This is a genomic window from Yersinia alsatica (genome assembly GCF_025133195.1).
Classification (GTDB): Bacteria; Pseudomonadota; Gammaproteobacteria; order Enterobacterales; family Enterobacteriaceae; genus Yersinia; species Yersinia alsatica.
Genome location: NZ_CP104006.1, coordinates 2,764,095 through 2,781,305, shown reverse-complemented (window position 1 = coordinate 2,781,305; position 17,211 = coordinate 2,764,095). Strand labels below are relative to the sequence as shown.

Genomic DNA, 17,211 nt, shown 5'->3' with positions numbered 1-17,211 from the left:
AATCTTGTTAAATATGCTAGCAAATTGTGCTAAAAAAAACAGATTAAGACATTTCTTGATGTGCCAGAATTAAATTTTAATTACTCTGTCGCGCAGTTTAAAACTCTATATTAGTTACTCGTTATAGAATCGTTTAAGTTTGGCTCTATAACCTTACCACATTATAAATAACGCTTTATTCGTCATTAGTTTTGATAGGTACAAAGATTATCTGATGCCAAGAGATCTTATTTCACCTTATCAGCATCAGAGAGTTACACCATGAATTACAAACATATTATCAAGGCCGTATTTGTCAGTGGCCTATGGTTGAGCCAGACCTCAGTAGCTCTTGCTAATGACAAAGACTCCTCAGCCCTATCCCCTATAGATAGTAAGATTACGCCCTCTGCGGGCAATGACAGCCTATGGCAACGTTTGATGAATAACATCTCATTGACTTGGGATTCACCCAACCAGGAGCTGTATATCCCACTGAATACTTGGCATAACCGCTGGACCTATGATGATGACAAGATAGAGTCATACAACGAAAGGCCTTGGGGTATCGGCTATGGCAAATATCGCTATGATGAAGATAACAACTGGCATGCAGTGTATGCGATGGCGTTTATGGACTCGCACAATGAAGTTGAGCCCATTATAGGTTATGGCTATCAAAAAATGTGGATACCGGGGGAAATGGATGGCTGGCGTTTTGGTATTGGCTTCACCGCCAGTATTACCGCGCGTCATGAATATCATTACATTCCAATACCGCTACCATTGCCGCTTATCTCGATTGAATATAATAAGTTTGCGCTACAAACCACCTATATTCCCGGTACTTATAATAACGGTAATGTCTTGTTTACATGGATGCGCTGGCAGTTCTAATTGAATTTATTATATAACCCATTAACCATATTGTTAAAGGGGTTATATTGAGTTGTTAAGAATTAATCTCAATTAACAGACAATGCTTTATCATAGTTGATAGTCATAACCTATTATAACTTTTCAATTATTTACTTTATTTATTGCTGCGTATTTAAACAATAGATAATGATTTGAGCAACTTCATACAAAAAAATAGCCGGTTGAATTATTCCACCCGGCTATTTTACCATCACATAATAATCACATCAGACTGCGCTGGAATCATTCGCTGCGGGTTGATTGTTCTTATATTTACGGCGAGTAAGCATAAATCCGCACCACAGCAGTGCAATCCATGCGGGCATCATCAATACTGAAATTTGAATGCCCTCAGTCAGATACATGATGACTAGAATTAACATCAAAAATACCAGACACAGATAATTTCCGTAAGGGTACCATAATGCTTTAAAGCGCGGCTCGACGCCTTCTTTCACTTTCGCCGCCCGGAATTTCAAGTGAGCCAGACAGATCATGACCCAGTTGATGACCAAGGTTGAAACCACTAGCGCCATTAGCAATTCAAAGGCCTTGCCGGGCATGACATAGTTAATAACCACCCCTGCTGAGGTCGCCAACGCGGACAGTGCGATTGACAGAATAGGCACGCCGCGCTTATTCACTTTGGTCAGTACCTTAGGAGCATTCCCCTGAGAGGCCAGACCGAAGAGCATGCGGCTATTACAGTAGACGCCGCTGTTGTAGACGGATAGTGCAGCCGTCAAAACCACCACATTCAGAATGGTTGCCACCAGATTACTGTCCAGTGCATGGAAAATCATGACAAAAGGACTACCGCCCTCAACCACCTTCCCCCAAGGATAAAGGGAAAGCAGCACCGCCAATGAGCCGATATAGAAAATAAGGATGCGGTAGACAACCTGATTGGTCGCTTTAGGAATACTGTGATGCGGGTCTTCAGCTTCCGCGGCGGTAATACCGACCATCTCCAGACCGCCGAAAGAAAACATGATTACCGCCATTGCCATCACCAACCCACTAAGGCCGTGAGGCATAAAGCCTCCTTGCGCCCAGAGGTTAGTCACCGAGGCATTTGGCCCACCGGAACCAGACGCCAACAGATAGGCACCGAATACAATCATACCAATGATGGCTGCGACTTTAATGATAGCGAACCAGAATTCGGTCTCACCATACATACGGACATTAACGAGATTGATAGCATTTATCAGAACAAAGAATACTGCAGCTGAAACCCACGTCGGGATCTCCGGCCACCAATATTGGATATAAATGCCGACGGCAGTCAATTCAGCCATACCGACCAAGATAAACATGGCCCAGTAATTCCAACCAGATAAAAATCCAGCAAAATCGCCCCAATATTTATAGGCGAAGTGACTGAATGAACCCGCAACAGGCTCCTCAACGACCATTTCGCCCAGTTGGCGCATAATAAGGAAGGCAATAAAGCCGCCGATGGCGTAACCCAGTATCACCGAGGGGCCAGCCATTTTAATGGTTTGCGCTATTCCTAGAAACAGTCCAGTACCAATCGCCCCACCCAGAGCAATCAGCTGAATATGTCGATTTTTTAAACCGCGTTTTAGTGTTGAATCCTGCAACTGCTGTTCCATCCTGCCCTCTGCCGCACCTGTTACCCATTAGTGTAGTAACAGCGCCTTTCGTAAATGAATCTGCGGCGGTTTTTTAACACTTAAAGCTGATTGCATCAAGAATAAAGGTGGTTCGCGGACAATTGAGCAGCAATCAATCAGCTTACATTATATAAGCTGAGCATTGCATTGATGAGCCTTGAGGTAATACTCAGGGATGTAACGCAGATATGCCACATAACTTGCTCAAATTTCGAGCGCCAATCATTAATGTGGCCACATATGACTGACGTCGAGTGACAACCTCAACGGCAACACGATTATTTTTATAGCGGATAAGATAAGTTGAAGGCCAGCCCTGACGCCGCTCGCCGTAGGATTTTTGATGGTGGTCAATCGCTGCATGAGCAATAACCAGGTGTGATAAATTTGAATCCCCTTTAATGATACGTTTCATCATCAGCTCCACGAAAGTCGTCAAAAACTTCTTACCGTTTGTCACTCCCGTTACTGCCTACTCACGGGATATTCTGCTGAAAATCATCAACTCCGCTGCTCAAACTTCCTGGCTAAGCAGATAACAGATCATTGCCGCACGCAAAGGGCTTTGGCTATAAGCTTGCCACTCGCCTTGCGGATTAGTAATTCTGGCATTCCACTGATTATTATCATTAATTTCTGGCGAATAGAGGCCAATTTTGTTGGCGTAGATGATAGGCCATGCATCTGAGGGGTTCTTGCAATAGTCCTTACCTTTGATACCACCATAGGGATACCACTTATCTGGATCTTCACCGGTAAGTAATGCAATGCTTCTGTTCACTTCGCTGTCACTCTCTTCATACCATTTAATCATCCGAATCACCGTTCTCCTGAAAAGTTCTGGCTACATTACGGCGAAATTAAGACAAATTTATGACAGCTAGTAGGGTTTATTGTGGCGTGCGAAAGGGAAAATATAAAACATGCAGAGGGAGTTAGGGAAAGAGAGTACTGGCTCATCATTCTGACACTGCCGATGGGCAGTGTCAGAATGGCGATGAATGTTATCTCTCGGGAATAAAACCTTTAAAATCGAGGGGAGAAACGATATCGCTATCACTTTGCCCATCACTGACGCCCGTGGCGTTTTCCAGTAATGCTTTGAGCAATTCTGTTTGCTGTCTCTGCTGTTCAGCGATGTCTTGTAACAAGCGGATCTGTTCATTTGCTCGTACACTAGCACGGCTCAAAAAGAACCAAACTATCAAGAAAAAAATGACAGTAAATAGTGATAAAGCGATTGGGATGGCACCAAGTGCGCCCATAGTTGTGTCTGACATTGACTACCCTATTACCTATTACATGCGTGGCGAAGAGGCTATCTTATCACTCTGCCCACCACAAAGGTAAATCCCTGTGGTTAATTAACCGTTAATAAAGATAACTCATAGTAATAGTTTTCAACTGTTATTATAGATAAAATGAGTCGCCTATCCTTACCATGGAATAATCGAAGTAATAGTACAAATACCGGTAGAGAAAGTCCCCCCCTGATCACAGTAGCTATCAAGGGCTAATAGATAAAACAAGCAACAAACGGCAATGATACCTACCGTTGCAACAAGTTTCTTTATGTTCAAATCGAGCACCTTACTTAACATTTTTTTAAATTATACTGTATTAAACATCAACCATTTATAGCCAAGATGTAATTACTAATGTTTGTTATCGTCTTAAAAGAGCACTTTAATGATGGTTTATCCTATAAATCAAAATGATTTAGGATTTTTACTATTAACCGACTCATCATTACAAGTTAAACTGCTAAATATACTCGCTACAAAATAAGTAAAACTAATTACAGGGAGTGACTACATGAGTTTATTCAGGTTGTTCTTAGTCGCCGCAATCATATACCTTGGCTTGCTCTTTTCTGGCTATGGCGTACTTATTGGCAGTGAGAAGAACGCAGCAGGCATAGGTTTACAATGTAAATATCTGACGGCCAGAACTATTGCCACCGCCCAATTTATCAACGGTGAAAATGGCATTATTGGCGTCAGTAATTGCCCTTTAGTGAAAAAGATAGGCAATAACATACTTGAGTAATCAGTTTGCGGGTTAGTTATTAACCCGCTACTCACCCGACTGGCTTCTGGGTAGTTCTGTACCACTGGCTTTCGCCTAATGTACTCGTTATTTTTGCGTAAACTTCATATCGATCAGCGCAATGGCTTTCTCAATCGCTCGCTTTGTTACCGGGTCTGCACCCGCTGGATGGGTAGAAAAATCGATAGATTTAAGTTGATGCGACATCTTATCCCGCACTTCCGTGGGGGCAATGATATCGATCACATCCAGAATTTGTTTGATAACTAATTGGCAGGCGACCAGATCAGAGACCAGCTCTTGGTCATTAGTGAACATTTCAGACATGAATAATTCCTTCACAATAATATCGCGCAAGGATATCACGCTGATTAAAATATTTCTTTAGCCGACCGTGTCATATCCTCACCTTTACCGCTAAACCATTCTGCAATTATCTGTGGTTAATTAGCAACCTAGGGAGAGTTATTCAATACACTGTTTCAGTTGCTGAAAGGTTCATTGTTGTAAAAAAAGACAAATATGATGTGGAGGACTCACGAGGTATGGCAAAAATTAGGCATAAAAAAACCAGGTATGATAGTTATCAATCACCTGGTTCAAGGAAGAATTCATTTTATATATGCCGATCACAATATTCCTAACCTCACAGTTCATCACCTCCTGCGCCTTTACCTTTATGCAGAACCATTACTGGCATCTTTAGAAAGACGGTTACGCCCACAACCGCTATCAGAGTCATAATCACTGTTATCAACATGCGATCACCTCATCATTTTTAATTTCTATTTTTCCAAACTCAACCTTTTACCCTTGGGAAATTTCCCATTCAGATGGCACTACCCTTTTACTATGGCACCAGAAAGCTCTTTTGCAAGCATTCGCTGAAAAGTCTTTAGCGCTCCAGCCATTCGCTAGCGGTCAATTTGGTGTTTTGTGTTGTTAGATTCAACTTGTGTATACTGCACTACTCCTAACTAGAAAAAACAGACTAAATAATGTCACAAGAAAATCATCTCGCGTTAGTCTGCGCCCTCAGTAAATGGGTCGAAACCCATCTGGGGCGAGTCATCTACCTCGAAGAATTAGCCGTGTATTCGGGCTATTCGCTTTGGCATATGCAAAAAATATTTAAAGAAGTTACAGGCATATCGCTAGGTAAATACATTCGAGAAAGGCGCTTAGCAGGGGCTGTTTACCAACTCAGAAGCAGTGACAGCACTATTTTTGACATTGCGTTGGACTTTGGCTTTGGCTCACAGTCCCACTTTACTTATATGTTCAGAAAACGTTACGGCATAACCCCGTATGATTTCAGACAAAATACCGATATTGACCTTAATATTGCCTTGCCCTTGCATGCTATCCATCAGAAACTGGCATAACATCCCGCAATGCAATTATTCGCCTGAATGCAGACTAGCGCTATCCGGCGAATAAAGTTCTCAGATCTTTTTGTAGCAGTTTTGCACATCGATAGTTTGTACTTCGTTGCGTTGACGATCCGCCATATAGGTCATCACAAACATCGTACTCACTACAATAAGTGCCGCCAACAGTAAACCGATCAGTGCAATGACTTTATTGTCATCAAACAAACCCTTATCCATACATTCTCCCTAATTGCCATGGCGCATCAAATTAGCCATAGGATCACAATCAACGTTATTGCAATCAGCAAACATGATGTTGTCAGTAAAACCACGAGCGCAAATTGCGCATCGCCAATTCCCGTTGAATAATCGCTATTCTGGGTAATATTTTGTTGTTTTTTCAAAGCAATACCTACTGGTAAAAACACACCAGCCGTGACCCTGCATAAGAAAAACCGCGTTTTTTATTGGATATTTTTATCAAAAACCAAACCAACACTAACCTGATAGCAGGTTATTCCAGCGCGATCCTGTCGTAGTCTGTGTTATAGATCAAGCCCACCCATTGTAAAAATAGGGGAATTATCCGAACACATTAATACCAATAATGTATTGCAAGCAATATTCAGATTCCTTCGCCTCTGACTATCCTCACTTAATATAGCAATCTTATCACACCGCAATTATGCCTGTCGCAAGGCTGTAGAGTGCTACAACAGCGGCGATGAGTGCCACAGCAAACAGACATTTTTCAATGGCAGAAAAAACCGGTTTTTTCTGCTCACGTTTAGCAATAATAAACAATAAGGTTCCAGGACCGTATATCACTGCTGATAATAATATGTATTTCAAGCCTCCAGCATAGACCATCAATATGGCATATAACGTGGCTATTAAAGCAAAAACTAAATCTTTCTTATGGTCTGTTGAACCCACAGGGTATGTTTCTCGAGTCCAGGCCAATTTCAGCCCATAGGCAGCGACGAGAAGATAGGGAATCAAAACCAGCGAACTGGTTAACTCCAATGCCAGTTGGAAAGCATACTCGGTGAAAAGCGTAACAATTAAGAATAATTGGATAAAAATATTCGACATCCAAACTGCCGCTGAAGGTACGCCGTGCTTATTTTCGGTCGTGAATATCTGCGGCATGATGTTACTTTTAGCGGCGCTATAAAGCGCTTCCGCCGCTAACAACGTCCATGACAAATAGGCGCCCATAACAGAAATAATCAGCCCGATGCTGATAAATATCGCTCCCCAGCGGCCCACAATATGTTCTAGCACACCCGCCATTGATGGTTGGCGCAAAGCCGCAAGATCGGGGCGAAGCAACACACCATAAGAGAGCATAGTGACCAGCACCAACAGACATAAAACACCAATGAAACCTAAAACCGTGGCGATACCGACATGTTTTCTTTCTTTGGCATAGCGGGAATAAACACTCGCCCCTTCAATACCAACAAAAACAAATACCGTGACTAACATCGTGCTGCGAATTTGTGAAAATAGGCTGTCAGACCCAGCAGCTATTTCTAAGGCAGCATGGCCGGTATAACCATAATCATCCAAATGGGAGAGATCACCAACAGCCCCTAAAGATTGAGTGCCCCAAAAATTTAAGGCGAATGTATCGGTGTGAAATGCAAATGCCAAGACGATGATAAATATAAATATCGGGATGACCTTAGCAAAAGTCGCGATGGTATTAATCGCTGCGGCTTCTTTGATGCCACGCAACACCATGAAATGGAAACTCCACAGAATGAATGACGCAATTAAAACAGCCGATAATGTATTACCGTCGCCAAAAAGTGGAAAGAAGGCTCCCAGTGTTGATTTGATCAATACAAAATATGAGACGCTGCCGATACATGCTCCGGCCCAAAAACCAATTGCCGAAGCAAAACCTGCATAATCACCGAACCCGGTTTTAGCATAGATATAAACACCAGAATCAAGATCAGGTTTGCGCTGCGCCAATGTCTGAAATACAAAGGCCAGAGTCAACATCCCTCCCCCGGCAATAATCCAGGCAATAAGGGCACCAAAACCACCGGTTGCACGGCCAAATGTTGCAGGTAAAGAGAAAATACCGGCACCGATCATTGAACCTACGACGAGCGAAGTTAATGACCACAGTGACAATTTCTTATTCGATGAGGCCGCCATATTCATTTCCATTTGCATTGGTTAATCCCATATAAAACAGATTAACCTAATGAAAGACCAAGTCCTATGATGATATTCAGTGAAAATGTGAGTTTGCATCAAAAGCTGAATGTTTACAGCTTGAGTATAGCAAGATTAATAATGCACACAGTTGTGACGGAAACCACCTGGTACATTGTCGGAAGATGGTTAAACAGAAAACTTATCTATTGGAGAGAAAATAAATACACTCAAAATTTAATTTTTTGCGCCATAGAGGCACATTCTAGCTAATCAGATTTTTAGTTAAATAATAGCGATGATATTCATCCACGACATTTTCTAGCGTCATTTTCAATTGATAGCCGTGTTTTTCATAAAAAGGTCGAGCTTGAAAACTGAATGTATCGACTTGAGCAAACTTACACCCTCGTTGCAGAGCTTCCTGTTCAATTGCACGCATTAGTTTACTGCCCGCGCCAGAATGGCGTAATGCATCCGATACCCATAACAATTCGATGCTCAAACAATTACCTAATGTATAACCCGTAATCCCACCTAACTTCTCACCCTGTTCGCCAGTGATAAATACGGCTAATGGTTTGCGGCCATTGTCACCAACAAAATTACGATTAAAGGCTTTCAACCCCGCCATAATTTCTGCAACATCTTCAGTTGCCGGGGTATCAGTCAACGTCAACTTCATGGTTATTACTCCTTGCTATGATTTGATTAACAATACCCGATATTATCTTTGCTTCAATGCCTATTACCGTGGATAGGAATTCTATTAATTACAAAGAATGGGCAAAATGAATGCTATTAAGAACCATTTACATTTATAATGCTGCAAACTGATTTTTGATATTAATATCGATTTTCCTCTGTAATTGTAAGGATGCCTCAATGCTCCGCCGTTTCTTCTCTTATTACGCTCCCTACAAAGGGCTTTTCTATCTGGATTTTGGTTGCGCGATCCTGGCCGGGTTGTTGGAACTGAGCTTTCCTATGGCGGTAAAGCTGTTCATTGATAAGCTGCTCCCTAATCAGGATTGGGCACTCATTGTCTGGGCTGCAACAGGGTTGTTACTTATTTACCTGCTCAATACTGCACTGATGGCGGTGGTTAACTATTGGGGCCACGCCCTCGGTGTGGGTATCGAAACCGACATGCGCCGTCAGGCATTTAGTCATCTGCAAAAGCTATCGTTTAGCTATTACGATAATGTGAAGACCGGCCATATTATTACCCACGTCACGAAAGACCTTGAAGAGGTTGGGGAAATTGCCCATCACGGCCCAGAGGATCTTTTCATTGCGGTCATGACATTTATTGGTGCGTTTATCCTAATGGCATCGGTTCATTTGCCGCTGGCAATGCTCACTATCTTCATTGTGCCGTTTATGACCTATCTGGTCAGCCGTTACGGTGCGCAAATGACTGAAACCTGGCGCAAGCTATTTGGTCAGGTGGGTAACTTTAATGCCCGCATTGAAGAGAGTATCGGTGGTATTCGTGTGGTGAAAGCTTTCGCTAACGAATCCCATGAAAAGAAATTATTCGCCAAAGATAACGAAGACTACCGCACCACCAAACTGCGGGCTTATCGCATCATGACCACCAGTATGACCATGAGCTACCTTAGTACCCGTCTGGTACAGTTGATTGTGATGGTCGTCGGCACTTGGTACGTGGTTAATGATCAATTAAGTTACGGCGGCTTTGTCGGTTTTCTCTTGCTAGTTGAGGTCTTTTTCCGCCCAGTGGCTAAAATAACCTCCGTACTGGAAAGCTATCCGAAAGGGATCGCCGGTTTCAAACGATTCACTCAACTGATTGATACGTTGCCTGATATTGTCGATAAGCCAGATGCACGCCCAGTGGGCCACCTGCACGGTGATATTTGCTATCAGAATGTCAGTTTCGGTTATTCACCGCAGAATAAAATTTTCACTGATTTGAATCTGCAAATTCGTGCCGGTGAAACAGTGGCATTCGTTGGGCCATCTGGCGCGGGTAAAACCACATTATGTTCATTGCTGCCCCGCTTCTATGAACTTGATGATGGTGTAATCACTATTGATGGCATCAATATTCGTGATATGACTCAAGAATCACTGCGCAATAATATTGGTATTGTTCAGCAGGATGTTTTCTTATTCGGCGGATCTATCCGCGAGAATATTGCATATGGCAAGCTGGATGCCAGTGATGACGAAATCATGGCTGCTGCGCGGCAAGCGCGATTGGATGAGCTGATTGAAAGCTTGCCAGATGGGCTTGATACTGTGGTTGGTGAGCGCGGAGTGAAATTATCTGGCGGGCAGAAACAGCGGCTATCAATTGCGCGTATTTTCCTGAAAAATCCGCCTATTTTGATTCTGGACGAAGCAACATCTGCACTGGATACCGCCACAGAGCAAGCCATTCAGTTAGCATTGACTGAATTATCTCAGGGCCGAACGACTTTGGTTATTGCGCATCGCTTAGCCACCATTCAAAATGCCGATCGCATCATTGTGGTCGATAAAGAAGGCATTGTAGAACAAGGTGATCACCACGAGTTGCTCGCCCGTAAAGGGGCTTATGCTAAATTGCATAATGCTCAGTTTAGTACCACCTGAGGCCCGTAAAAACCCACCCGCAGATAGGCTCGAATGGTAAACTGGAGGAAAATTCAGCCAAAGCCATTCCATCGCGGGCTTAAATAGGGTACAAGGACGCCATGAAAATTCCAAAACGAATCCAACCGCTGGTTGATGACGGCTTGGTTGACGAAGTCATCCGTCGTTTAAAAAGTGGCAAAGAAGCTGATGTCTATGTTGTCCGGTGTGGGCAGGATATCCGCTGCGCTAAAGTTTACAAAGAAGCTGAGAACCGCAATTTCAAGCAAGCGGTGCAATATCAAGAAGGTCGTAAAGTCCGCAATAGCCGTGATGCTCGCGCCATGGCGAAAGGTTCTAAGTTTGGCCGTAAGCAACAAGAAGAGACTTGGCAGACCGCTGAGGTAGACGCGCTGTACCTGCTCGCAAGTGCTGGTGTTCGTGTGCCACAACCATATGCTTGCCTTGACGGTGTTCTGCTTATGGAGCTGGTCACTGATGAGGACGGGCTGGCGGCACCTCGCCTGAGTGATGTGCCGTTTAGCAAAGAACAAGCCCTGATTGACCATGCCATCATGATCCGCTATGTCGTTCGGATGCTGTGTGCCGGGTTGGTCCATGGTGACTTGTCAGAGTTTAACGTGTTAATTGATAAAGACGGGCCGGTCATTATTGACTTGCCGCAAGCCGTCAATGCGGCAGCCAACAACCATGCAAAAGCGATGCTGGAGCGGGATGTCGCGAATATGACGCACTATTATGGTCAATACGCCCCGGAACTGCTTAATCGTAAATATGCCAAAGAGATGTGGGCGCTTTATGAAGATGGCAAGCTGCATCCTGAAACGCCGTTAACTGGCGAATTTGCGGAAAGCACGCAAGCTGTTGATGTTGAAGGTGTACTGGAGGAGATTCAGGCCGTCATAGAGGAAGAGCAGGAACGTCTGCGCGAAGCTCAAGATCCTTATTAGCTAGCCCCTATCGCCCCATTCCTAATGATAATAAGAGTAAGTGAAATGCAGCGTAATGTTGTTTCACTTACTCTGTTTTGCCTGTTTCCCTTCCTTCAAGGTAATGAGTAAACCGATTTTTCTATCATATATCAGCCCAAGACAATCACCTCAGAGCGGCCGTCTCAACTCGGTTTTTCCCGGCAGTTTTAGCTCGATAAAGTGCTTTATCCGCAGCATCTGACAGCTCTTTTGCCGAAAGGTGTTCACCCGGCTCAGAGACGGATGCCACACCAATACTTATCGTCACTCGCCCTAGGGGGGACATCGCATGAGGAATATCCAACTCCTCAATGGAATGGCGCATACGTTCAGCAACCGCTTGCGCATCCGCCAGTGTACTCGGTGCCAACAAGACAATAAACTCCTCGCCACCATAGCGGGCCAGAATATCTGAGCCGCTACGGATAGATTTTGATAATGTCTCGACAATAGATTTCAAACAAACATCCCCCATAGCATGGCCATAGAGGTCGTTAAAGCTTTTGAAGTTGTCAAAATCAATCATTAAAACAGAGATGGCTCCGCCTTCGATGCGATTTTTCTTCCAAGCGCGCAGATAAAGTTCATCGAAATGACGGCGATTAGCCACCCCGGTCAATACGTCGGTTTGTGACAGAGCTTTTAGGATCGATTCAGACTGTTTAAGTTCTGTGATATCAAAAAACGAGCCATACCAGATGACGGTCCCATCATCCTGCCGGATTGGGAAAGACTCGCCATGGAGCCAATGTGTCCCTTTCTCGGGCAGCACTACGCGAAAATCACAACTCCAAACCGATAAGTCCTGCTGCGAAATAGTCACCGCCTGCCTTAACATATCCATGTCGTCGGGATGAACGCGGCTAAACAAAGGGTTTTTCTCGCGCGGTATATATAAAACATCCGCTGGCGCGAGATCGAATATCTTACGAACGCCCTCGCTGCAATATTTAAAATAAGACTCGCCGTCAGTATTTAAATAATAAGCATAAATCATCGCCGGCAAATTTTTGGTTAACCGGTCCATCATTTGCTTACTTTCTTCCAACTCGATCAGCAAGGATTTTCTTTCTGAAACATCAGCAATAACACTGATATAGCCAACAATGTCACCAGCGTCGGACATTATTTCGTGAACGCTGAGTGCTCCCCAGAAACGTTCACCGTCTTTACGCCGATAAGACCATTCACTGGCATTACGTCGGTTAAGTAATAAATAGTCCAGCTTAGCTTGATCGTCGCCATTTTCTGGAATATGTAATATATCCGATATAGGATGCCCTAGAACTTCTGCCTTAGAGTAACCAAACATCCGCTCTGCGCCCACATTAAATATCGTGATGCAGTTATCTAAGTCGGTTGTTATGATTGCAACCTGTTTCTCGGCATTCAGTAGCACATCCAGTTGAAGATTAGATAATTCATTCTTCCTATTCTCTCTCTTCACTGGTTCACCTCTTGGGTGGCTGCCAAATACTCGCTTGTTAAAAGAAGCCAGGCAATTATGATAAAAAGAAAATAAAGACATACAGATAAATCACCTATCATTTAAAACATAAAACAAAAACAGTAGAAATAAAATAAAATCACTTAAACCCATAAATGATAATACCGAAAATTATAACACAGACCAATGTGTCAGTGTAGATCTACACTGATGGCGCGTCCTATTGGATAAGTAATGACATTCAACTTGATAAAATCATTACCAATCCCACCAAGAAAACTGAGGCTGTAACTCGCTATTATCACAGAGAATTTCTATTGAACAATGGGAGCGAGAATGAAGACGTCACTCATGATTTGTCTGTCTGCAGTATTACTATTAAATGCTGTCACCAGCTATGCTGAACAACCTATTAATAAACAGAATGTTAATAAAGAAAGCATTGATAAAAATCCAGCTAATAAAGACATTCAAAAGCCCTCTGGCGAGACCTGCAAACGACCTCCGGAGCCACCAAAAGATAAAAACGGCCGCCCCTTGCCGTCGCCAAAAGAGCATAAAGAGGATCATCCACCAAAGGGGGAGCCTCCTCATGACGGTAAACACCGCTGCCCACCCCCTGCCGATAAAAAATATTAATAGTGAAATAATTTATTTATCAGCATAGATAATTGATTTATAAACGCAGATAGATTTAGCCAAGAATGGTTTTATTTATCTGCTTTTTATTATCAAAGTAATAATGATGTAATTTAGTGAGTGATAATTAAATAGGGTCATTAGTAAACCACTCTAATTAGTTAGCCTTAAATAACAGAATCAACTTCCATTTCTTATGATAAAAAACAGACACATAATCATTACAAACTAAAGAATGGTAATAAACCTCATTTAGTTCACCCAATTAATTTTCCATTCCATCTGGCAAGATATGATTTTATAACCCATGCTAAATAAGGAAATAATCTTCTGCTGACACATCAACTTTATCCGACTCAAGGTAATAGACAAATAAGGATATAATTATGCTTTATAAATCACTAGCTAATATTATGATTGCCACAGCCTTACTCACCACAATGAGTCCTGTATTTGCCGCACCCTCTCCTACAACGCCGAAGGATATGACTTGTAAAGAGTTTCTTGATCTTAATCCCAAAAGCATGACGCCCGTTGCTTTCTGGATTCTCAATGAGGATACCCAGTATAAGAAAGGGGATAATGTTGATTTTCAGGAAATAGATACCGTGTATACGCCCAAAATAATTGATATCTGTAAGAAGTCACCGGATAAAAAATTATCAGAGATAAAAAAGACGTTGTAACGGCGGCTAAATGGCCTCTGTAATATAATTATTGGCCTCATCTTAGTTAGATGAGGCTATTATTATTTCTTAGCTATTATTTTTAGGGATAAGTATGTTAAAGAAAATTATGTTGGCATCACTGCTGATACTCCCTGTCAGCCAGGCTTTAGCGGTTGACTGTAAAAATGCAGTCACTCAACTGGACATGAACCAGTGTGCAAATTCCGACTATAAAAAGGCTGATGCTGAACTCAATCGTACTTATAAAGAGGTTCTTGCCAAAACATCGGTAGCTCAGCGGGCATTACTGAAAAGTGCGCAACTGACCTGGATAAAATACCGAGATGCCGACTGTACCTTCCAGGCATCAGCCACCGAAGGGGGCTCAGTCCATCCTATGATTATTTCGGCTTGTTTGACCCACAAAACAGAAGAGCGCACCGCACAGCTGAAATCCTATCTTAATTGCCCTGAAGGCGATTTAAGCTGCCCGCTCTAGTCTTGGTGGCGACATTCGCATCGGCAGAGGCTCCTGCTAGAGTTGCCTTTGCCGCATTAGAGACGGGGTTAGGCCATAAGCCGCTTTAAAACAGTTGCTAAAATGACTGGCCGAGCTAAAACCACACTCCAATGCAATATGAATAAGCGGCATCATACTGTGCCTTAATAATTGCTCAGCACGCGCCAAACGTATCTTTAGCACAAATTGATGTGGCGCCTGCCCGGTACTTTGTTTAAACATCCGGGCGAAATGGAACTCACTCAAGCCGGCCTGCCCGGCCAGATCTGATAATAACAGCGGCTGAGACAAGTGAGCGTCGATATATTCTTTGACCCGTTTTAATACCACTGGCGCTAAACCACCGCGAATGGTGGGTATTGCCCACTGCAACTGAGTGTAGTTTTTCAGCAGATGGGTCATCAGCAAAGTCGCTGCACTGCTGAGTGCCAAATGGTTTGCCTGTTCTTGCCAGTGATAATTCAATAAAAACTGGCGATACAGCAAAGTTATGTGGGGATCTTCGGCGAAAGTACGTTCATCCACCTGAATCGATTGAGGGCTTCGCTCCCAAATTTGCTCCGCTAATTGGCGCAAATGCTCATCGGTGCAATACAGATGTACAAAGGATAAGTCATCGCGCACATCCCAACTGGATAAACTGCCCTTTGGCATAATGCAAAAATGGTCCGGCCCACCGCCGTTTTTCCACCCCGCCTGCGTTTTGTGGTAACACTCATAGCCATCCGCAACATACAGGCTCAGCGTGTGATGGTCTGGGCTTTCTTGAGTAACGCAATCATCGCGATTAGACCAAGCCGCCAATTGAATACCCGAGCCGAGCTGCACACAATCATGCAAACGAGCTTTATGTTCTCTTAGGGTTTCAAAGGCTTGATACCGTTCCAACATCGCACTGACTTCCTGTGGTAAAGCGGATGAAACCAGTTTAATGACTTGCTGTGCGACAGACCATATTTTCCCGTTATTTATCGCAAAAATGCGCAAGATTTTGCAATTTTTAGCAAACCACTGAAAGCGCCCCTCGCCCACATCTCTGATACTGAGGTTTTCCAGAAGTCGTGAGAAATACTATGAACGCGCTGCTTTATTTTTTAGTTGTATTGATTTGGGGAACAACATGGATTGCCATCACCCTACAGCAACAAGGGGATGTCGCCATTACGGTATCAATATTCTACCGGTTTGCTTTGGCAGCCGGCGTCATGATGTTGGTGTTATTACTCGCTCGCCGCTTGCGCCCTCTCGCAATGCGCGACCATCTTTTTTGCGTAGCACAGGGCTTCTGTGTTTTCGCTTTTAACTTTTACTGTTTTTATCATGCGGCGGCTTATATCAGCAGTGGTTTGGAGTCGGTTATTTTCTCGATGGCGGTTCTGTTTAATGCCATCAATGGCATGATTTTCTTCCGCCAGCGCCTCAGCCCGAATCTACTGCCCGCCAGTATTCTTGGGATGATTGGTATTGTTGCTTTGTTTTGGCAAGATTTAACCGCAGCACAGATCGCACCAGAGCTGCTGAAAGGTATTGGTCTAAGCCTGTTGGGTACCTACGGTTTTTCTCTGGGGAATATGATTAGCAGCCGTCATCAACGTCGTGGATTAGATATTCTGTCAACCAACGCCTATGCGATGACTTATGGCGCAATACTAATGGGGGTTTTCAGCCTGATTCAGCATCAACCTTTCACTATTGAACTTACCTCACGTTACCTTGGCTCATTATTGTATCTGGCAATTTTCGGCTCAGTCATTGCCTTTGCCGCCTACTTCAGCTTAATTGGTCGCATCGGAGCCAGTGGCGCAGCTTACAGTACATTATTATTCCCTTTGGTGGCACTGAGCATTTCCACCCTCTATGAAGACTATCACTGGCATCTGAATGCCATTATCGGTTTACTCCTTATTCTATTGGGCAACTTGGTGATGTTCTCTCGACCGGGCATGGTGCAATCTTGGTTTAAGCGGCCATCACTGGGATAATGCCGCAACTCGCAATCACCTGTGTCTGTAGGTGTAATTTGTTCTGAAGGTATTTATTATTTTAATAGATACCTTTCAGTGATTTTTTTGAAAATAGCGCAGCCGCTCGAAATTATCATGACACACTGAATAGTTATCATTTTATTCATATTTAAATTTATCTAATGAAATGTCATTCTAGGTATAACTTGTCATTTATTGTAAATAAAAGCCTACTATTTACAGAGTAAACCCCGCAATAACCCG

Annotated in this window: 20 protein-coding genes; 9 read left to right on the top strand and 11 right to left on the bottom strand. The window is 43.3% G+C overall.

Annotated elements, in window-relative coordinates:
* The first annotated feature begins 261 nt into the window (after positions 1-261).
* Positions 262-876: a lipid IV(A) palmitoyltransferase PagP gene (gene pagP / locus N0H69_RS12265; RefSeq protein WP_050152228.1), complete on the top strand. Its 615-nt coding sequence runs from the start codon at positions 262-264 to the stop codon at positions 874-876.
* A 248-nt stretch (positions 877-1,124) separates the two neighbouring features.
* On the opposite strand, the gene N0H69_RS12260 is transcribed toward pagP, so the two are convergent.
* From N0H69_RS12260 to mgrB, 5 genes are all read right to left on the bottom strand, one after another.
* Positions 1,125-2,516 carry an amino acid permease gene (locus N0H69_RS12260; protein WP_050146181.1) on the bottom strand — a complete coding sequence of 464 codons (1,392 nt, stop codon included), beginning with the start codon at positions 2,514-2,516 and terminating at the stop codon, positions 1,125-1,127.
* A 190-nt stretch (positions 2,517-2,706) separates the two neighbouring features.
* Positions 2,707-2,952, bottom strand: a complete 246-nt coding sequence (locus N0H69_RS12255; protein ID WP_005170540.1) for a DUF4060 family protein — start codon at positions 2,950-2,952, stop codon at positions 2,707-2,709.
* A 99-nt stretch (positions 2,953-3,051) separates the two neighbouring features.
* Positions 3,052-3,351, bottom strand: a complete 300-nt coding sequence (locus N0H69_RS12250) for a phage protein NinX family protein (protein WP_050121114.1) — start codon at positions 3,349-3,351, stop codon at positions 3,052-3,054.
* A gap of 190 nt (positions 3,352-3,541) precedes the next feature.
* Positions 3,542-3,817: a YebO family protein gene (locus N0H69_RS12245; RefSeq protein WP_050109114.1), complete on the bottom strand. Its 276-nt coding sequence runs from the start codon at positions 3,815-3,817 to the stop codon at positions 3,542-3,544.
* A gap of 156 nt (positions 3,818-3,973) precedes the next feature.
* Positions 3,974-4,117 carry a PhoP/PhoQ regulatory lipoprotein MgrB gene (gene mgrB, locus N0H69_RS12240; protein WP_005170546.1) on the bottom strand — a complete coding sequence of 48 codons (144 nt, stop codon included), beginning with the start codon at positions 4,115-4,117 and terminating at the stop codon, positions 3,974-3,976.
* Between the two features lie 235 nt (positions 4,118-4,352).
* Between mgrB and N0H69_RS12235 the strand changes: the two genes are divergently transcribed.
* The gene (locus N0H69_RS12235; RefSeq protein ID WP_050109113.1) at positions 4,353-4,586 is read left to right on the top strand and encodes a YobH family protein; all 234 of its coding nucleotides are present in this window, start codon (positions 4,353-4,355) and stop codon (positions 4,584-4,586) included.
* Between the two features lie 87 nt (positions 4,587-4,673).
* Here the strand turns inward: N0H69_RS12235 and N0H69_RS12230 are convergent, their stop codons facing one another.
* Positions 4,674-4,913 (bottom strand): DUF2766 family protein, encoded by a 240-nt coding sequence (locus N0H69_RS12230; RefSeq protein WP_050097354.1) that lies wholly within the window; start codon positions 4,911-4,913, stop codon positions 4,674-4,676.
* A 671-nt stretch (positions 4,914-5,584) separates the two neighbouring features.
* Between N0H69_RS12230 and N0H69_RS12225 the strand changes: the two genes are divergently transcribed.
* Positions 5,585-5,971 (top strand): helix-turn-helix domain-containing protein, encoded by a 387-nt coding sequence (locus N0H69_RS12225; RefSeq protein ID WP_032898754.1) that lies wholly within the window; start codon positions 5,585-5,587, stop codon positions 5,969-5,971.
* A gap of 60 nt (positions 5,972-6,031) precedes the next feature.
* Here N0H69_RS12225 and N0H69_RS12220 read toward each other — a convergent pair whose 3' ends face one another.
* The 3 genes from N0H69_RS12220 to N0H69_RS12210 form a co-directional block, all read right to left on the bottom strand.
* A complete protein-coding gene (locus N0H69_RS12220) occupies positions 6,032-6,196 on the bottom strand; it encodes a hypothetical protein (protein WP_050152229.1) in 165 nt (54 codons plus the stop codon).
* A 435-nt stretch (positions 6,197-6,631) separates the two neighbouring features.
* Positions 6,632-8,134: an amino acid permease gene (locus N0H69_RS12215; protein ID WP_050146309.1), complete on the bottom strand. Its 1,503-nt coding sequence runs from the start codon at positions 8,132-8,134 to the stop codon at positions 6,632-6,634.
* 265 nt (positions 8,135-8,399) lie between these two features.
* Positions 8,400-8,819, bottom strand: coding sequence for a GNAT family N-acetyltransferase (locus N0H69_RS12210; RefSeq protein ID WP_050152230.1), 420 nt, complete (start codon positions 8,817-8,819; stop codon positions 8,400-8,402).
* 200 nt (positions 8,820-9,019) lie between these two features.
* Between N0H69_RS12210 and N0H69_RS12205 the strand changes: the two genes are divergently transcribed.
* Complete coding sequence (locus N0H69_RS12205) at positions 9,020-10,738, top strand: ABC transporter ATP-binding protein (RefSeq protein WP_050152231.1); 1,719 nt, start codon at positions 9,020-9,022, stop codon at positions 10,736-10,738.
* A gap of 101 nt (positions 10,739-10,839) precedes the next feature.
* Positions 10,840-11,688, top strand: coding sequence for a PA4780 family RIO1-like protein kinase (locus N0H69_RS12200; RefSeq protein ID WP_050152232.1), 849 nt, complete (start codon positions 10,840-10,842; stop codon positions 11,686-11,688).
* A 145-nt stretch (positions 11,689-11,833) separates the two neighbouring features.
* On the opposite strand, the gene N0H69_RS12195 is transcribed toward N0H69_RS12200, so the two are convergent.
* Positions 11,834-13,237 (bottom strand): sensor domain-containing diguanylate cyclase, encoded by a 1,404-nt coding sequence (locus tag N0H69_RS12195; RefSeq protein WP_050135427.1) that lies wholly within the window; start codon positions 13,235-13,237, stop codon positions 11,834-11,836.
* 255 nt (positions 13,238-13,492) lie between these two features.
* Between N0H69_RS12195 and N0H69_RS12190 the strand changes: the two genes are divergently transcribed.
* The 3 genes from N0H69_RS12190 to N0H69_RS12180 all read left to right on the top strand — a co-directional run bounded on the left by N0H69_RS12190 (position 13,493) and on the right by N0H69_RS12180 (position 14,962).
* Positions 13,493-13,795, top strand: a complete 303-nt coding sequence (locus tag N0H69_RS12190; protein WP_050109108.1) for a hypothetical protein — start codon at positions 13,493-13,495, stop codon at positions 13,793-13,795.
* A gap of 386 nt (positions 13,796-14,181) precedes the next feature.
* Positions 14,182-14,481 (top strand): acid-activated periplasmic chaperone HdeB, encoded by a 300-nt coding sequence (hdeB, locus tag N0H69_RS12185; RefSeq protein WP_050152233.1) that lies wholly within the window; start codon positions 14,182-14,184, stop codon positions 14,479-14,481.
* A gap of 94 nt (positions 14,482-14,575) precedes the next feature.
* A complete protein-coding gene (locus tag N0H69_RS12180; RefSeq protein WP_050109106.1) occupies positions 14,576-14,962 on the top strand; it encodes a lysozyme inhibitor LprI family protein in 387 nt (128 codons plus the stop codon).
* A 36-nt stretch (positions 14,963-14,998) separates the two neighbouring features.
* Here N0H69_RS12180 and N0H69_RS12175 read toward each other — a convergent pair whose 3' ends face one another.
* Positions 14,999-15,874 carry a helix-turn-helix domain-containing protein gene (locus tag N0H69_RS12175; protein WP_050152251.1) on the bottom strand — a complete coding sequence of 292 codons (876 nt, stop codon included), beginning with the start codon at positions 15,872-15,874 and terminating at the stop codon, positions 14,999-15,001.
* A gap of 182 nt (positions 15,875-16,056) precedes the next feature.
* Between N0H69_RS12175 and N0H69_RS12170 the strand changes: the two genes are divergently transcribed.
* On the top strand, positions 16,057-16,965 hold the full coding sequence (locus N0H69_RS12170) for a DMT family transporter (RefSeq protein ID WP_050152234.1): 909 nt from the start codon (positions 16,057-16,059) through the stop codon (positions 16,963-16,965).
* The last annotated feature ends 246 nt before the right edge of the window (positions 16,966-17,211 follow it).

Excerpts from the sequence above, each read along its gene's own strand:
- N0H69_RS12180 (WP_050109106.1), top strand. The coding sequence starts at position 14,576 with ATGTTAAAGAAAATTATGTTGGCATCACTGCTGATACTCCCTGTCAGC.
- hdeB (WP_050152233.1), top strand. The coding sequence starts at position 14,182 with ATGCTTTATAAATCACTAGCTAATATTATGATTGCCACAGCCTTACTC.
- N0H69_RS12195 (WP_050135427.1), bottom strand. The coding sequence starts at position 13,237 with ATGTCTTTATTTTCTTTTTATCATAATTGCCTGGCTTCTTTTAACAAG.
- N0H69_RS12200 (WP_050152232.1), top strand. The coding sequence starts at position 10,840 with ATGAAAATTCCAAAACGAATCCAACCGCTGGTTGATGACGGCTTGGTT.
- N0H69_RS12250 (WP_050121114.1), bottom strand. The coding sequence starts at position 3,351 with ATGATTAAATGGTATGAAGAGAGTGACAGCGAAGTGAACAGAAGCATT.
- N0H69_RS12175 (WP_050152251.1), bottom strand. The coding sequence starts at position 15,874 with ATGTTGGAACGGTATCAAGCCTTTGAAACCCTAAGAGAACATAAAGCT.
- N0H69_RS12215 (WP_050146309.1), bottom strand. The coding sequence starts at position 8,134 with ATGGCGGCCTCATCGAATAAGAAATTGTCACTGTGGTCATTAACTTCG.
- N0H69_RS12190 (WP_050109108.1), top strand. The coding sequence starts at position 13,493 with ATGAAGACGTCACTCATGATTTGTCTGTCTGCAGTATTACTATTAAAT.
- N0H69_RS12235 (WP_050109113.1), top strand. The coding sequence starts at position 4,353 with ATGAGTTTATTCAGGTTGTTCTTAGTCGCCGCAATCATATACCTTGGC.
- N0H69_RS12225 (WP_032898754.1), top strand. The coding sequence starts at position 5,585 with ATGTCACAAGAAAATCATCTCGCGTTAGTCTGCGCCCTCAGTAAATGG.
- N0H69_RS12220 (WP_050152229.1), bottom strand. The coding sequence starts at position 6,196 with ATGGATAAGGGTTTGTTTGATGACAATAAAGTCATTGCACTGATCGGT.
- pagP (WP_050152228.1), top strand. The coding sequence starts at position 262 with ATGAATTACAAACATATTATCAAGGCCGTATTTGTCAGTGGCCTATGG.
- N0H69_RS12255 (WP_005170540.1), bottom strand. The coding sequence starts at position 2,952 with ATGAAACGTATCATTAAAGGGGATTCAAATTTATCACACCTGGTTATT.
- N0H69_RS12170 (WP_050152234.1), top strand. The coding sequence starts at position 16,057 with ATGAACGCGCTGCTTTATTTTTTAGTTGTATTGATTTGGGGAACAACA.
- N0H69_RS12205 (WP_050152231.1), top strand. The coding sequence starts at position 9,020 with ATGCTCCGCCGTTTCTTCTCTTATTACGCTCCCTACAAAGGGCTTTTC.
- N0H69_RS12260 (WP_050146181.1), bottom strand. The coding sequence starts at position 2,516 with ATGGAACAGCAGTTGCAGGATTCAACACTAAAACGCGGTTTAAAAAAT.
- N0H69_RS12230 (WP_050097354.1), bottom strand. The coding sequence starts at position 4,913 with ATGTCTGAAATGTTCACTAATGACCAAGAGCTGGTCTCTGATCTGGTC.
- N0H69_RS12210 (WP_050152230.1), bottom strand. The coding sequence starts at position 8,819 with ATGAAGTTGACGTTGACTGATACCCCGGCAACTGAAGATGTTGCAGAA.
- N0H69_RS12245 (WP_050109114.1), bottom strand. The coding sequence starts at position 3,817 with ATGTCAGACACAACTATGGGCGCACTTGGTGCCATCCCAATCGCTTTA.